Consider the following 16,418-nt stretch of genomic DNA (forward strand, 5'->3'; position numbering starts at 1 on the left):
CTCAAAATTGGTTTTCTGCACAACAAGTCGACGTTCGACGGCTCAACGGAAGGCCGTGTCGAGGATCTCCTGCTGCTCGACGGCGTGCACCTTCGACGAGCCCGACGACGGGGCCGACATCGCGCGGCGCGAGATGCGCTTGAGCCCGATCAGCTTGTCGGGCAACAACTCCGGCAGCTCGAGCCCGAAGCGCGGCCAGGCGCCCTGGTTGGCAGGCTCCTCCTGCACCCAGAAGAACTCCTCGACCGCCGGGTAACGGTCGAGCGTCTCGTTCAGCCGGCGCTTCGGCAGCGGCGCGAGCTGTTCGATGCGCACGATCGCGACGTCGTCACGGTTGTCCTTGGCCTTGCGGGCCGCCAGCTCGTAGTAGATCTTGCCGCTGGTCAACAGGATTCGCCTGACCTTGCTGCGGTCGCCGATGCCGTCCTCGTAGGTCGGCTCCTCGAGCACCGAGCGGAACTTGATCTCGGTGAAGTCCTTGATGTCGCTGACCGCGGCCTTGTTGCGCAGCATCGACTTCGGCGTGAACACGATCAGCGGGCGCTGGATGCCGTCGAGCGCGTGCCGGCGCAACAGGTGGAAGTAGTTGGACGGCGTCGAGGGCACCGCGATGGTCATCGACCCCTCCGCCCACAGCTGCAGGAAGCGTTCGATGCGCGCCGACGTGTGGTCGGGGCCCTGCCCTTCGTGACCGTGCGGCAGCAGCAGCACCACGTTGGACAGCTGGCCCCACTTGGCCTCACCGGAGCTGATGAACTCGTCGATGATCGACTGCGCGCCGTTGACGAAGTCGCCGAACTGCGCCTCCCACAACACGAGCGCGTCCGGGTTGCCCACGGTGTAGCCGTACTCGAAGCCGACGGCCGCGTACTCCGACAGCGGTGAGTCGTAGACCAGGAACTTGCCGCCGGTCGGGGTGCCGTCGGGGTTCGTCGCCAGCAGCTGCAGCGGCGTGAACTCCTGGCCGGTGTTGCGGTCGATGATCACCGAATGCCGCTGGGAGAAGGTGCCGCGCCGGGTGTCCTGCCCGGACAGCCGCACCAGTTTGCCCTCGGACACCAGCGAACCCAGCGCCAGCAGCTCGCCGAACGCCCAGTCGATCTTCCCCTCGTACGCCATCTCCCGGCGCTTTTCCAGCACCGGCTGCACCCGCGGGTGCGCGGTGAACCCGTCGGGCACGGCCAGAAACGCGTCGCCGATGCGGGCCAGTAGCGCCTTGTCCACCGCGGTGGCCAGCCCCGCGGGGACGGGCTGGTCGGCCTCGACGGATGCGCTGGGCTGCACGCCGTGCTTCTCCAGCTCCCGGACCTCGTTGAACACCCGCTCCAGCTGGCCCTGGTAGTCGCGCAGCGCGTCCTCGGCCTCCTTGAGCGAGATGTCGCCGCGGCCGATCAGGGCCTCGGTGTAGCTCTTGCGGGCGCCGCGCTTGGTGTCGACGACGTCGTACATGTAGGGGTTGGTCATCGACGGGTCGTCGCCCTCGTTGTGGCCGCGACGCCGGTAGCAGAGCATGTCGATGACGACGTCCTTTTTGAACCGTTGCCGGAAATCCACGGCCAGCCGCGCCACCCACTCGCAGGCCTCCGGGTCGTCGCCGTTGACGTGAAAGATGGGCGCGCCGATCATCTTCGCCACGTCGGTGCAGTACTCGCTGGACCTGGAGTATTCCGGCGCGGTGGTGAACCCGATCTGGTTGTTGACGATGATGTGGATGGTGCCGCCGACGCGGTAGCCGGGCAGGTTCGCCAGGTTCAGCGTCTCGGCCACCACGCCCTGGCCGGCGAAGGCGGCGTCGCCGTGCATCATCATCGGCACCACGGAGAAGGCTTTGTCGTCGCCGTCATCGTCGGATCCGCGATCCAGCAGGTCCTGCTTGGCCCGCACCAGGCCTTCGAGCACCGGGTCGACGGCCTCCAGGTGCGACGGGTTGGCGGTCAGCGACACCTGAATGTCGTTGTCGCCGAACATCTGTAGGTACACGCCGGTGGCGCCGAGGTGGTACTTGACGTCGCCGGAGCCGTGCGCCTGGGACGGGTTGAGGTTGCCCTCGAACTCGCTGAAGATCTGCGAGTACGGCTTGCCGACGATGTTGGCCAGCACGTTGAGCCGGCCGCGGTGCGGCATCCCGATGACCACCTCGTCGAGGCCGTGCTCGGCGCACTGGTCGATCGCCGCGTCCATCATCGGGATCACGCTTTCGGCGCCTTCAAGCGAGAATCGTTTCTGCCCAACGTATTTGGTCTGCAGGAAGGTTTCGAAGGCCTCGGCGGCGTTGAGCTTGCTCAGGATGTATTTCTGCTGGGCCACAGTCGGTTTGACGTGCTTGGTCTCGATCCGCTCCTGCAGCCAGGCCTGTTGTTCGGGCTCGAGGATGTGGGTGTATTCGACGCCGATGTGGCGGCAATACGCGTCGCGCAGCAGGCCGAGCACGTCGCGCAGCTTCTTGTACTCGCAACCGGCGAAGCCATTGACCTTGAAGACTCGATCGAGGTCCCACAGCGTCAGGCCGTGATTGAGTATCTCGAGATCGGGGTGGCTGCGAAACCTGGCGCTGTCCAGGCGCAGCGGATCGATGTCGGCCATCAGGTGCCCGCGGTTGCGGTAGGCCGCGATCAGCTCCATCACCCGGGCGGTCTTGTCGACGATCGAGTCCGGGTTGTCGGTGCTCCAGCGCACCGGCAGGTACGGGTTGCCCAGCTCGCGGAAGATCTCGTCCCAGAAACCGTCCGACAGCAGCATCTCGTGGATGGTGCGCAGGAAGTCGCCGGATTCGGCGCCCTGGATGATGCGGTGGTCGTAGGTCGAGGTCAGGGTGATCAGCTTGCCGATGCCCAGCTCGGCGATGCGCTCCTCGCTGGCGCCCTGGAACTCGGCGGGGTACTCCATCGCGCCGACGCCGATGATCGCGCCCTGGCCGGCCATCAGCCGCGGCACCGAGTGCACGGTGCCGATGGTGCCCGGGTTGGTGAGCGAAATCGTCACGCCCGCAAAGTCTTCCGCGGTCAGTTTGCCGTCGCGCGCGCGGCGGACGATGTCCTCGTAGGCCGTGACGAACTGCGCGAACCGCAGTTCCTCGCAGCGCTTGATGCCGGCCACCACCAGGGACCGCCTGCCGTCCTTGCCCTGCAGGTCGATGGCCAGGCCTAGATTGGTGTGCGCCGGGGTGACCGCGGTCGGTTTGCCGTCGACCTCCGCGTAGTGGCGGTTCATGTTCGGGAACTGCTTGATGGCCTGCACCAGCGCGTAGCCCAGCAGGTGGGTGAAGGAGATCTTGCCGCCGCGGGTGCGCTTGAGCTGGTTGTTGATGACGATCCGGTTGTCGATCAGCAGCTTGGCCGGGATCGCCCGGACGCTCGTCGCCGTCGGCACCTCCAGCGAAGCGGACATGTTCTTGACGACGGCCGCGGCCGCGCCACGCAGCACCTGCACGTCGTCGCCCTCGGCCGGCGGGGGAGCGGCGGACCTGGCGGGCGCCGCCGGGGCGGCCACCGCGGCGCCGTTGCCTTCGGCGGGCTCCGGCTTGGGAGGTGCCGGAGCGGTGGCGGCGGGCTTGGCCTCCCGGGCGGGGGCTTTTGCTTCCGTGGCCTGCCCGTCACCCGCGTCGGCGGTGGGTTCGGGGTTGTAGTCGACCAGGAATTCGTGCCAGCTCGGGTCGACCGAAGAGGGGTCGTCGCGGAACTTGCGGTACATCTCCTCGACCAGCCATTCGTTTTGCCCGAATGGCGACATGTTGCTCACGGCCGCTGTTCGCCTCAATTCTTGTGTCCTGCAAGCGCTCGCGCTGCGCCCGCGACTCTCCGCGCCCCTGATGGTGGGGCACCTCACACCCGCGTTGGTCCTGGAACGTTGCCGCCCCAATAAAGGCTAACCTTTTGCCGGCAATCCGCGAATGCGACCGGGGAGGCGAACTAGCCGGCCTCGTGGATCGGGGGCAGCAGCCGGAGCGTGCTCGGCCAGCGCGCGGGTGCGACGCCGAACGCCTCCCGGGCGTTGCGGACGATCTTCTTGCCCACCATCCGGTTGCCGGCGCCGCCGACCACGGCCCCGACGCCGACCGGCAGCATCTTGCCGAACATCAGGGCGCCCTTGCGCACCGTGTACCGCTTGACGAAGTAGCTGAGCATCCGGGTGTTCAACCGCCCCAGCGTCGGCAACGGCAGCGACGCCATGCCCTCGGCCAGCCACCCGCCCTGGGTGCGGCTGGGGCCGATCAGCTCGCCGATCGCGCGCCGGCTGTCGTCCCCGACCAGCACCGCCAGCACCAGCGCGCGGCGCCGTTCCCGGTGGTCGGCCGGGATGTTGTAGACGGCGGCCTTGGCCAGCACGAACAGGGCGGTCGCCTCGACGAAGAACACGGTTTCCCCGGCGCCCGCGGACACCGCGGTCAGCGTCCCGACCCCGGGGAACGTCGCGGCCGAACCGACGGCGGCGCCGCTGGCCGTCAGCGCGGCCAGGTAGCGCTTCTCCAGCCTGGCGTCGACCTCGGCGGGGGTGGCGCCGGGGTGCGCCCGCCGCAGCCGCGCGACGTAGGCCTCGGCCGCCGGCCCGTGTACCCGCGTGCTGCGCTCGATGACCTGCGCCAATGCGCGCGCCGATGCCTTGGGCCGGCCAGCGCCGGCCGGCGGCTGGTCCGCCTTTGACATATGTGCAGCTCTGTTCCGTCGGGCCCGCATATTGCCTCTCCTGCTGGTGGCGTCCTTCCAGGCTAACCCGCCCGGCGTAATAGATAGGTCGGACGCAAAACCCGCGGCGTTAGCCGACTTGCCCCACGCGCGATAATGCGGTGCAAGGTGACGATCCGGCGGTTCGTTCCAGGGGGAGGCGACATGACAATTGCGAGGTCACGACGCGCCGACTTCGTGACGCGCTGGAACTCCGCGATGGCGGTGGGCTCGCGCGGCTCCGGGGACCCCTGGCCCGCGCTCTGGGCGATGATGGTCGGCTTCTTCATGATCATGGTCGACTCGACCATCGTCGTCATCGCCAACCCGACCCTCAAGGCCGACCTGCACACCGATTACGCCACCGTGGTCTGGGTGACCAGCGCCTACCTGCTGGGATACGGGGTGGTGTTGCTGGTGGCCGGGCGGCTCGGCGACCGGTTCGGCACCAAGAACCTCTACCTGATCGGGCTCGCGGTGTTCACCGCGGCGTCGATGTGGTGTGGGTTGTCGGGCAGCGCCGCCGTGCTGATCGCCGCCCGCGTGGTTCAGGGGGTGGGAGCCGGGGTGCTCACCCCGCAGACCTTGTCGACGATCACCAAGATCTTTCCGCCCGAGCGGCGCGGTGTGGCGGTGAGCCTGTGGGGCGCCACCGCCGGAGTGGCCACCCTGGTCGGGCCGTTGGCCGGCGGCGCGCTGGTCGACGGGCTGGGCTGGCAGTGGATCTTCTTCGTCAACGTCCCCATCGGCGTCGTCGGCCTGGCGCTGGCCGGGTGGCTGGTCCCCACGCTGCCGACCCAGGCGCATCGGTTCGACCTGGTCGGCGTCGGGCTGTCCGGCTTGGGCATGTTCCTGATCGTGTTCGGCCTGCAAGAGGGTCAGGCCGGCCACTGGCAGCCGTGGGTGTGGGCGATGATCGTCGCCGGCGTCGGCTGCATGTCGGCGTTCGTCTACTGGCAGGCCCTCAACACCCGCGAGCCGTTGATCCCGCTGCGCGTGTTCGCCGACCGCGATTTCACCGTGTGCAACGCCGGGGTCGCCATCATCGGGTTCGCGACGACGGCGATGATGCTGCCGGTGCCGTTCTTCCTGCAGGCCGGGTGCGGGCTCTCGCCGACGCGCTCGGCCCTGGTGATCGCGCCGATGGCGGTCGCGGGCGGGGTGCTGGCGCCGTTCGCTGGCGTGCTCGTCGACAGGTACCACCCCCGGCCGGTGCTCGGTTTCGGCTTCTCGATGATGGCGATCGGGCTGACCTGGCTGTCGTTCGACATGTCCCCGTCGACGCCGATCTGGCGGCTGCTGCTGCCGTTCGCCGTGATCGGCGTCGGGAGCGCTTTCGTGTGGGCGCCGCTGACGGCCACCGCGACGCGCAACCTGCCCGCGGACCTCGCCGGGTCGGGCTCCGCCGTGTACAACGCGGTGCGGCAGCTCGGCGCGGTTCTCGGCAGCGCGGGCATGGCCGCGTTCATGACCTGGCGGATCGGTGCCGAGATGCCGTCGGCCACACCGGTCGGCGACGACGCGCCCTCCCCGCAACTGCCCGAGTTCCTGCGCGAGCCGTTTTCGGCCGCGATGGCGCAATCGGTGCTGTTGCCGGCGTTCATCGCGTTGTTCGGCATCATCGCCGCGCTGCTTTTGCTCGGCTCTGCGCGTTCGGCGGCCGCCGCCTGGGATGTGGCCGACGGGGACGACGTCGTCGACGACGACTATGACGACGACGAGTACGTCGAATTCATCCTGCTTCGCGAACCGGACGACGCGCCCCCGCCGACCGCCGAGCTGATCAGCTTGCGCTACAACGGTTCTCATGTCGAGGGTGGAAGGCTACCGCGCCCGATGGCCGCGCCGAGCCATCGCTACCTGCCGGAGCTGGATGCCGGTCCCGCCGGCTATGGCCGGCACTCGTCCGGCGCCTAGCCCCGCGTCAGCGCCAGGAAAGCGCCCAGGTCGATCAGGCCGGCCGGTGTACCGGGCAGGTACTCGGTGAGCGACTCCGAGCGCACGATCACCGCCGCGTATTGCGCCCGGCTGACGGCCACGTTGAGCCGGTTCCTGTTGAGCAGGAACGACATTCCGCGCGGCACCAGGTCGGCCGACGAGGCCGTCATCGAGACGAAGACCACCGCCGCCTGCCCGCCCTGGAACTTGTCGACGGTGCCGACCCGGACGTCGCCGAGCCCGGCGGAATCCAACCGGCGGCGAATCAGCGTCACCTGCGCGTTGTAGGGCGCCAGCACCAACACGTCGGCGGCGGTCAGCGGCCGGGTGCCGCGCTCGTCGGTCCACGACCGGCCCAGGATGTGGCCGATCTGGGCGGCGATCGCGTCGGCCTCCTCGGGGCTCTCGGTCGAGTTGCCCTGGTGGGCAACGGCACTCACGTGCACGCCGGGCGGGTGCCCGTCGAGGTGCCGCGCGGCGGCGCACTCGTGGGCGCGCAGCCTGCCCTCGTAGGACAGCGCGGAGACCGCGGCGCAGACCGCCGGATGCATGCGGTAGGAGCGGTCCAGGAAGTATCCGCGCTCGTCGGGCAGCGTGCGGGCGCCGTCCACCAGCCAGTCCAGCGCCGACGTGTCGACCGGTTCCGGATGCGTGCCCTGGCTGACCTGGGGAAGCTGCTGGGGGTCGCCGAGCAGCAGCAGGTTGGCGGCCGCCGGCGCCACCGCGATGGTGTTGGCCAGACAGAACTGGCCCGCCTCGTCGATCACCAACAGGTCCAGGCTCCCCGGCGACACCCGGTTGGCGTTGGCGAAATCCCATGCGGTGCCGCCGATCACGCAGCCGGCGTGGGCCGCGATGAAGGCGGCGTACTCGTCGGGGCCGATCTCCTGCCAGCGCGGGGCGGCGTGGTCGTTGCGTTTCTTGGCGACCCGGGCGGGGTCCAGTCCGGCATCGAGGACGCAGCCCAACAGGTTCTCCACCGTGGCGTGGGATTGCGCGACGACGCCGATCCGCCAGCCGTGTTGCGTGACAAGGCGCGTGACGACGTGCGCGGAGGTGTGCGTCTTGCCGGTGCCGGGCGGCCCGTGCACCGCGAGGTACGACGAGTCCAGATCGAGTGCGGCGGCGGTGATGTCGGTGATGGTGTTCGCGCCGCGCGGCAGTGGGCTGCCGCTGCGCGTGCGGGGCGCGCGGCGCAGCAGGATGTCGACCACGGCGGTGCGCGGCAGGCGCGGCAGCCCGGTGGCCACCGCGGCGGCGGTCGATTCGATAGACTCCCGCAACGCCGCGGTGGAGATCGGCGGGCCGGGGGCGAGCGCGAACGGCAGTTGGTCAAAGGTGTTGCCGTCGCGGCCGGCTCGCTCGACGATCACCACCTCGGTGGGCACCGCCGGGTCGTCGACCGCGATGACCTCGGCGCGGCCGGCCGCGCGCCGGTCGGGGCTGTCGGTCAGGCCCGGCGGGGCCGGCGGCTCGTAGAGCGCGAAGACTTCGCTCATCAGGTCGCCGCGCGAAAGCTGCCCGCGCAGGTGCACTTCCCGCCGCGGCTTGCGGGCGCGGGGCGGGGTGTGCCAGTCCGCGCTCACCGACGCCGCCTCGGCGATGAAGACGTCGGTGTCGTCGGCCCACTCCTCGACCGGGAAGTTCAGCCGGTCGAAATGCGCCCACCAGAACGGCTTGTCCTCGCGCCGGTGGTAGCCGCGCGCGGCCGCCAGCAGCGCCACCGCCGTCTGCTCGGGTGTGCGATCGCCGAGGCCGGCGTCCCCGGTGAACGCCGACAGCGTCATCGCCAGCCGGTCGCGGTCTTCGACCGTGTTACCCTCCGGAACCGGTTGGGCGCCAACAGGTACCACGCCCGCCTCGTAGGCCCGCAACATCAGCCAGTTGCGCAGCTCCCGGGTCGACCGGCAGTCGTAGCGGTTGTAGTCCTCGATCTCCTGCAGCACCGCCGCGGCGTCGTCGTGCTCCCCGGCGGCGCGCAGTTCGCAGTGGCGGGCATACGAGGTGATCGATTCGGCCGCCGTCGTCACATCACCGGCGCGCAGCTGCGCCCCCATGTAGAGCGGCTCGAGCGCCTTGAGGCTGAACGACTCCGCACCCACGCGAATGCTCTTGCGCACCAACGGATACAGGTCGACCAGGGTGCCGCTGCGCAGCAACTCGTCCACCTCGTCCTCGCCGACCCCATAGCGCCCGGCGAGGCGCAGCAGCGCGGTCTTCTCGTAGGGTGCGTAGTGGTAGATGTGCAGGTTGGGCCGGCGCTTGCGGCGCTTCTTCACCATCGCCAGAAAGTCGGTGAGGGCCTTGCGTTCGCCGGTCCGATCGTGCGCCCACAGGGGGTGAAAGTTGCCGCCGGCGTCCAGGGTGCCGAAGAGATATTCCAGTCCCCAGTCGCGTCCGTCGGCCGTCCACAGCGGGTCGCCCTCGAAGTCGAAGAACAGGTCACCGGGGTCCGGCTCGGGCAGCAGGGTCAGCGGCTGCGGGTCGACGATCTCGAATTGCGGGATGCCGGTATCGCGTTGGCGGAGTTGGATGTTGGCCTGCGCCGTCAGCTTGTGTTGGACGCCGGATGTCAGCCCGGGCACCGGGCCGGCGTGGTCGGCCAGTTCGGCGATCGTGGCGATGCCGGCGTCGATGAGCTTGTCGCGCTGGCCGATTCGCATTCCGGCGACCAGCAGCAGGTCGTCGGTGGCGCGCAGCTGCTCGACGCACAACGGGCAGCGAAAGCACGCGGCCACGCCGTCGTCGTCCCAGCGCACCGGGCTGCCCGCGGCGTGATGCTCGTCGAGCAGCCGCTGCAAATGCGTTCGCTGCCAACGGTATACGGGAATCAGGTCCCCGACCCGGTAGCGCGCGATGGTGCCGTCGCCCAGTTCCAATTCGGCCTCCGGCGCCACCGGCACACCCGAGCCGGCCAGCGTGTCGGCGTAGGCCGCCAGCTGCAGCAGGGCGGTGACCTTGGCCGAGCGGGCCAGCTTGGTGTCGGTGACCCGATAGTGCTCGCCGTCGAGCACCAGGAAGTCGGCGAAGCCGACGAAGCGGCCGTCGAACATCGCGGCCTGATACACAACGGGCGCGCGCCCGGCGATGGCCCGCCGGGTTGCCTCGGCGGCGGCCGTCAGCCCGGCGAGGGTGTAGGCCGGCCTCCCGATGACGGCGACCCCGTCCCCGAACTCGTCGCGCAATCGGTCAAGACGCCGCCGTTCGTGCTCGCTGCCGAGGGCGGCGGTTCGCGCGAGCAGTTCGTCCTCGACGCCGATCGAGGGGGCCCAGCCGAGTTGCGCGTCGAGGTCCCTGAGCAGGGCGTATTCGCAATTTGCGGCCGCCGCGAGGTCCGACGCGCTGTAGACGATGCTGCCGTCGGCCACGAACACAGCCGCAACAGTAGGCGAGCCGTCCGACACGAAGGCGGCTCGCCGCGCCACGTGAGCAACGGAAATTCAGCCCTTGCTGAAGGCCGACCTAGCGGTTTAACTTCGGCGGGGTGATCACCGGGGCGTTCCTCGCCGAAGCAGCTTCGGTCGTGGACAACAAGCTCACCGTCACCGGCGGTGCGCTGGCCGGGTTCCGGGTCGCCGCCGACCGGGTGGCTCAGTTTGTCCTTGTGGTGCTCACCCAAGTCGAGACCGACAGCCCGGTCCGCCTGATCGAGCTCGAGATCCGGCCCCCGACGGACGGCAAGTCGCTCACCATCGACTACGAGCTGCCCGAGGCCGCCGCCGGTGCCGAAATCGGTTTCGCCTACTTCGATATCGAGGTTCGCCTGCCGATCAACGGCCGTTGGGTGTTCGTGGTGACCGGCGGCGCCGGCACGTTCTCGCTTCCGCTGGAGGTCAGCGAGGGCTGACGCGCCGCGAGTCGTCCAAAAAGATGCCCGCGCGGTAGTGGCAGGACGTACCCTCGCCCCATGACTGGCTGGCGTAGGAGAGCCTGATGGAGAACCCGACCCTCAAATCGTTCAATCCTTCGCAGCTGCGCGAACCGATGGCCCGGCGGTTGTATCGCCGATCGGTGGCCTCCGGACAGGTCAGGCTGCCGGCCGTCCCGGGCATGCTCGACGAGTACGTCAAGATGTGCGAAACGATCTTCAGCGGTCTCGGCGTGCAGTTCACGGCCGAGGAACTCGCGGAGCTGAGGAGGATCCTGGAGAGCGAATTGGCCCAGGCGTACACCGCCTCCCCGCGTTCGGACATCGTCATCTCCTACGACAGCCCCGTCGGTAAAACGCTGAACTACCACGTCAAAGCCGAATGGCGGACCCTTGCGGAGACCTACGACAACTGGGTCGCCACCCGCACCCCGCCCTTGTTCGGCACCGAGCCGGACGCGCGTGTGTGGTCGCTGGCCGGGGAAGCGGCCGACCCCGGGACCTTTCGGGTGCTCGACGTCGGCGCCGGAACGGGGCGGAACGCGCTGGCCCTGGCACGGCGCGGCCACCCGGTGGACGCGGTCGAGATGACCCCGAGGTTCGCCGACATCCTCCGCGCGGACGCCGAACGGGAATCACTCGACGTGCGCATCATCCAGCGCGACGTGTTCGCGAGCACGGACGCTCTCCGCTGCGACTATCAGCTGATCCTGCTGTCCGAGGTGGTGCCCGACTTCCGGACGACGCAGCAGCTGCGGAGCCTGTTTCAACTGGCCGCCCGCTGCCTGGCTCCCGGCGGCCGCTTGGTGTTCAACGCCTTCCTGGCCTGGCCGGGCTACACCCCCGATGACGCCGCGATCGAGCTCTCGCAGCAGACCTACAGCATGATCTTCACCCGGGACGAGATGACCAGTGCGACGGCGGCGTTACCCCTCGAGCTCGTCGCCGACGACTCGGTGTACGACTACGAGCAAACCCACCTGCCCGCTGGCGCCTGGCCGCCCACGGGCTGGTACGCCGAGTGGGTCAGCGGCCTCGACGTGTTCGACGTCGAGCGTGAGGACTGCCCGATCGACATGCGCTGGCTCGTCTACCAGAAGTCGGGCGGGGGCGTCCGGACGGCCTAGCGCCGCACCGGCGGCCGCATAGCCGCAGCGGACCGACCCGCGGCGACGCGGCTGTCCGCATTCGGCCCGAGTTGCCATTTCCGAGGCGTTTGAGCCACTTGCGACACGCCGTATTCAAAATGGATCGGGTCCGGTTTTTTGAGTTCCACAACATTGGATTAAGTCGAGTTTGCGGCCATCCAAAGCCGGAATAGGTCCAATCGAGCGCCCTCAAAATGGATTCGATAAAGTTCACGAGCGGCGTCCTTGGTCGTGAGCGAGCTCACGCCTGATAGCAGTCAATTCACTGGATCGAATTCTGTTCATAGAGGGCTTTACTTAACGGATCAGGTCCAGTCTATGGGGTCGAAACTAGACCTCATCCGGTTTGTGGAGTGGCAGAAAATCGACCCGATCTAAATAGCGGAGACGCTCAAAAGTCGACCAAATAAAGTTTGAAAAAGAGGGCTGAAATCGCGAAAAGACCCGCGTAATGTCCCGGATCAGTCGTTGGGATTTCCCGTGTGACCGCGTCTTCCCCTAGTAGTGATGGGAGCTAGAAATGTCCTCATTCGTTCTCGCAGTGCCCGACTCCTTCGCCTCGGCGGCGCAGGATTTGACCGGAATCGGGTCAGCGCTCAGGTCAGCCCATTCGGCGGCGGCGGGTTCGACGACATCGGTCGTGGCCGCGGCCGAAGACGAGGTGTCGGCCGCGATCGCGGCGTTGTTCGGCAACTACGGCACGGAGTTCCAGGCGGTGAGCGCCCAGGTGGCGCAGTTCCATGAGCAGTTTGTGCAGGCGCTGAACGGCGGAGGGTTGGCGTATGCAGCTGCCGAGGCGGCCAACGCGAACCCGCTGCAGTCCTTGGCGAGCGCCGCCCAGACTGCCGGGCAGTTCGAGATCCTCGGACGCCCGATCTTCGGCAACGGCACCAACGGCGCTCCGGGCACGGGGCAGGCGGGTGGCCCGGGCGGCTGGCTGTTCGGTAACGGCGGCGACGGTGGCTCGGGCGCACCCGGCCAGGCCGGTGGCGCCGGTGGGTCGGCCTTCCTGTTCGGTAACGGCGGCATGGGCGGCGCCGGTGGCGCCGGCGTGGCCGGCGGCGCCGGGGCGGCCGGCGGTGTCGGCGGCAACGGTGGTGCCGGCGGTGCCGGTGGCTGGATCTTCGGTGCCGGCGGGGCCGGCGGTGTCGGCGGTATCGGTGGTGCCGGCGGTGCCGGTACCACCGGCGGTCTCGGGGCCACGGGCGGAGACGGCGGGATCGGCGGGCTTGGCGGTAGTGGTGGCGTCGGTGGTGCCGACCGTCAGCTGTTTGGCACCGGCCTGTTGAGTCACGGCGGCACCGGCGGTGCCGGCGGCCAAGGTGGCGTTGGTGGTCAGGGCGGCCAGGGTGGCGACGGTGCCCCGGGCGTGTCAGGGGTGAACTTGGGTGCCGGCGGGCCTGCCGGTGACGGCGGCAGCGGCGCCAACGGTGGTCACGGCGGCAGCGGCGGCGCCGGCGGCTCGGGCGGCCTGTTCGGCGCTGCGGGCGGCACCGGCGCCGGTGGCGCCGGCGGCAACGGCGGCAACGCCGGGGCCGGCGGGACCGGTGGCCAGGGTGCGATGGGTCAGGTCGGCGTGGCCGGCTCGGGTGGCATCCTCGGGGCCGGCGGCGACGGTGGCCACGGCGGCGACCCCGGCCTGGTTGCGGGTATAGGGGGCACGGGCGGTACCGGTAGCAGCACCGGCGCCACAGGGTTGGACGGCACGCTGGCGACCAGCGGCGGCAACGGCGGCGCCGGCGGCCAGGGCGCGAACGGCACCTTCGCCAACGGCGGCAACGGCAACGGCGGCCAGGGTGGCCAGGGTGGCACCGGCGGGAAATACGGCAACGGCGGCCAGGGTGGCCAGGGTGGCACCGGCGCGAACGGCATTGTCGGCAACGGCGGCAACGGCGGCGCCGGCGGCCTCGGCGGCAATGCCGGCCAGCACGGCGACGGCGGCGCGGGCGGCACCGGCGGCACCGGCGGCCAAGGCGCGGCTGGCGTTAACGGCACCACCGCCGTCCCCGGTAACGGAACGGACGGCACGCCGGGCGGCACGGGCGGCAGCGGCGGCCAGGGTGGCAACGGCGGCCAGGCTGGTACGCTCAGTGGCAACAGCGGCGCCGGCGGCCAAGGCGGCCTGGGCGGCAACGGCGGCACCGGCGGCAACGGCGGGAACGGCGCGCTCGGCGTCGTCACGGCCATCAACCAAGGCACTGGCGGCCTCGGCGGTAACGGCGGCGCCGCCGGCAACGGTGGCGCCGGCGGCAACGGCGGTCACGCCGGCGCGGTGCCCGTCACCAACACAACAGGCGCCGTCGGCGCCAACGGTAACGGCGGCAACGGCGGTGACGCTGGGGTGGCCGGCGTCGGCGGAACTGGCGGCAACGGCGGGACCGGCAACGCCGGCTTCCTCGGTTCGCTCGGTGTCCTCGGGGCCGGCGGTAACGGCGGCCAGGGCGGCGTCGGCGGCACCGCCGGCAACGCCGGCACTGGCGGTCTGGCCGGCGGTGCCGGCGCTCAGGCCGGTCAGGCCGGCGCCATCGGTACCGGCGGCAATGGCGGCAACGGCGGCAACGCCGGTAACGGCGCAGCTGCGGTCGGCGGCGCCGGCTTCAACGGCGGAGTCGGCGGCCAGGGCGGTGCCGGCGGCAGCGGCGGGCTCCTGCCCGGCACCATCGGCAACGGCGGCCAGGGTGGCCAGGGTGGCCTCGGCGGCAACGGCACCGATGGAACGCCCGCCACTTCGCTGGCGCAAGCCGGCCAAAACGGTGGCAACGGCGGTCTGGGCGGCCAGGGTGGCCAGGGCGGTAACAGCGGCGTGACCGGCGGCAACAGCGGCGCAGGCGGCGCGGGCGGTGCTGGCGGGAACGCCGGCAACGGCTCGGCGGGCTTCCAGGCCACCGGCAACCTGAACAACCCGGGTAACGCGGGCGGCAAGGGTGGCAACGCCGGCGGCGGCGGTCAGGGTGGCGCAGGCGGTAACGCCGTCGGAGTGTTTGGCACCGCCGGTAACGGCGGCGTCGGTGGCGCCGCCGGCACGGCCGGCAACGGCGGGGCCGGCTCGAATGCCATCGGCGTGCTCAACGCCGTCGGCGGCAACGGCGGTCAGGGCGGCGCCGGCGGCCAGGGCGGTCAGGGCGGCGCCGGCGGCAACGCCACAAACCTCGGAGGGAAGGCCAGCGCCGGCTCGGGCGGTAACGGTGGAGCATCCAGCGCAGGCGGCAACGGCGCTAACGGAGGCAACTCCGTCGGCCAGGCCGCGGCCGGTAACGGCGGCAACGCCGGCGCCGGTGGCCAGGGTGGCCAGGGCGGTGCCGGCGGCGACGCCTCTGGGCTGGCGGGCAACGCGGGTGCCGGCGGCCAGGGTGCTAGCGGCTCCAACGCCGGGACCGCGGGCTCCGGTGGCAATGGCGGTGTCGCTGGCAAGGGCGGCGGTGCCGGCAGTGGCGGTAACGGCGCCAACGGCGGTGCCGGCGGTCAAGGCGGTGCCGGTGGCAACGTCCTCAACGCCGTTAGCATCGGCAACGCTGGTGCCGGCGGCAGCGGCGGCGCGGCCGGCAACGGCAGCAGCGGCGGTGCCGGTGGACAGGGCACCGCGGCCACTGCAGCCAATGCCGGCGCCCCCGGCGGTCAGGGCGGTACCGGCGGTAACGGCGGCCAAGGCGGCCAAGGCGGCGCGGGCGGGGTTGCCGCCGGATCGGGTAATGGCGGCCAGGGCGGCACCGGCGGTAACGCCGGCACTGCCGGCGGCGGCGGCAACGGCGGCACGGGCGGTGCGGCCTCCTTCGGCTCACAGGTGGGCGGCGCCGGCGGTGACGCCGGTAAGGGCGGCACCGGCGGCGTCGGCGGCCAAGGCGGTGCTGGCGGTAACTCCACGGCCGGCTCTGGTGGAGCCGGCGGGGCCGGCGGCAATGCCACCAATGGTGGGGCCGGCGGGACTGGCGGCAACGGTTCCACGGCCAACAACCTCTTTGCGGGCCAGAACGGCGGTAAAGGCGGCGACGCCGGCAACGGCGGCGTGGGCGGCCAGGGCGGCCAAGGCGGTAACGGCGGCGGAACTGGCAACGGTGGGGCCGGCGGGGCCGGTGGCAGTAGCGGTAACGGCGGCACGGGCGGCAACGGTGGCACCGGCGGCGCGGCCTCAACCAACCAGGCCGCCGGCCAAGGCGGCAAGGCCGGAGGCGGCGGCGACGCAGGCGGCGCCGGCAAGGGCGGCGGCGCCGCAGGCGGCCTCGGCGGGACCGCGGCTGGGTCAGGCACCGGCGGCGTGGGTGGCGCCGGCGGCAGCGGCGGCAGCGGTGGTACTGGCGGCAGCGGCGGCACCGGCGGTGCGGGCTCTACCTTGCAACCGAGCGGCCAAGGCGGTCAGGCCGGTGATGGCGGCAAGGGCGGCCAAGGCGGCACGGGCGGCCAAGGCGGCGGTGCCAACACCGGCACCGCAGGGAACGGCGGAGCCGGCGGGGCGTCGGGCAACGGCGGCCAGGGCGGTGTCGGCGGCAGCGCCGGGGCCAACGGCGGCGGAGGCGTCGGCGCCGATCAGGCCGGCGGCAAAGGCGGCGACGGTGGCGACGGCGGCAAGGGTGGCAACGGCGGCACCGCCGCCGCTCCGACCGGCATCGGCGGCACCGGCGGCAACGGCAGCAGTGGCGGGACCGGCGGCAACGGCGGTGCCAATGGTCTCGGCACCCCAGGCCAAGCCGGCCAAGGTGGAGGTGGCGGCTCCACCGGCCAGCCGCCCGTCCTCAACGTCGGCGGCAAGGGCGGCGGTGGCGGCGCTCACGGCGACGGCGGCAAGGGCGCCCCTGCCTGATCGGTGGC

General features: G+C 70.9%; 7 protein-coding genes. 4 read left to right on the top strand and 3 right to left on the bottom strand.

The window, feature by feature from the left end; translation table 11 throughout:
• Positions 1-42: 42 nt before the first annotated feature.
• On the bottom strand, positions 43-3,738 hold the full coding sequence (locus A5696_RS20955; protein ID WP_067882915.1) for a multifunctional oxoglutarate decarboxylase/oxoglutarate dehydrogenase thiamine pyrophosphate-binding subunit/dihydrolipoyllysine-residue succinyltransferase subunit: 3,696 nt from the start codon (positions 3,736-3,738) through the stop codon (positions 43-45).
• Positions 3,739-3,908: 170 nt separating this feature from the next.
• A complete protein-coding gene (locus A5696_RS20960) occupies positions 3,909-4,673 on the bottom strand; it encodes a hypothetical protein (RefSeq protein ID WP_067882916.1) in 765 nt (254 codons plus the stop codon).
• A 153-nt stretch (positions 4,674-4,826) separates the two neighbouring features.
• Here A5696_RS20960 and A5696_RS20965 point away from each other — a divergent pair, with 153 nt between their 5' ends.
• On the top strand, positions 4,827-6,578 hold the full coding sequence (locus tag A5696_RS20965; protein WP_197517041.1) for an MFS transporter: 1,752 nt from the start codon (positions 4,827-4,829) through the stop codon (positions 6,576-6,578).
• Here the strand turns inward: A5696_RS20965 and A5696_RS20970 are convergent.
• The gene (locus tag A5696_RS20970; RefSeq protein ID WP_067882917.1) at positions 6,575-9,973 is read right to left on the bottom strand and encodes a TM0106 family RecB-like putative nuclease; all 3,399 of its coding nucleotides are present in this window, start codon (positions 9,971-9,973) and stop codon (positions 6,575-6,577) included. The two genes, A5696_RS20965 and A5696_RS20970, sit on opposite strands and share 4 nt — an antisense overlap.
• 110 nt (positions 9,974-10,083) lie before the next feature.
• Between A5696_RS20970 and A5696_RS20975 the strand changes: the two genes are divergently transcribed.
• The 3 genes from A5696_RS20975 to A5696_RS28955 all read left to right on the top strand — a co-directional run bounded on the left by A5696_RS20975 (position 10,084) and on the right by A5696_RS28955 (position 16,410).
• Positions 10,084-10,446: a hypothetical protein gene (locus tag A5696_RS20975; RefSeq protein WP_067882918.1), complete on the top strand. Its 363-nt coding sequence runs from the start codon at positions 10,084-10,086 to the stop codon at positions 10,444-10,446.
• 86 nt (positions 10,447-10,532) lie between these two features.
• The gene (locus A5696_RS20980; RefSeq protein ID WP_067882919.1) at positions 10,533-11,594 is read left to right on the top strand and encodes a bifunctional 2-polyprenyl-6-hydroxyphenol methylase/3-demethylubiquinol 3-O-methyltransferase UbiG; all 1,062 of its coding nucleotides are present in this window, start codon (positions 10,533-10,535) and stop codon (positions 11,592-11,594) included.
• Positions 11,595-12,135: 541 nt separating this feature from the next.
• The gene (locus A5696_RS28955) at positions 12,136-16,410 is read left to right on the top strand and encodes a PE family protein (protein ID WP_067882920.1); all 4,275 of its coding nucleotides are present in this window, start codon (positions 12,136-12,138) and stop codon (positions 16,408-16,410) included.
• Positions 16,411-16,418 lie beyond the last annotated feature (8 nt).

Origin of the sequence: Mycobacterium sp. E2699, assembly GCF_001666745.1 — a bacterium.
Lineage (GTDB): Bacteria > Actinomycetota > Actinomycetes > Mycobacteriales > Mycobacteriaceae > Mycobacterium.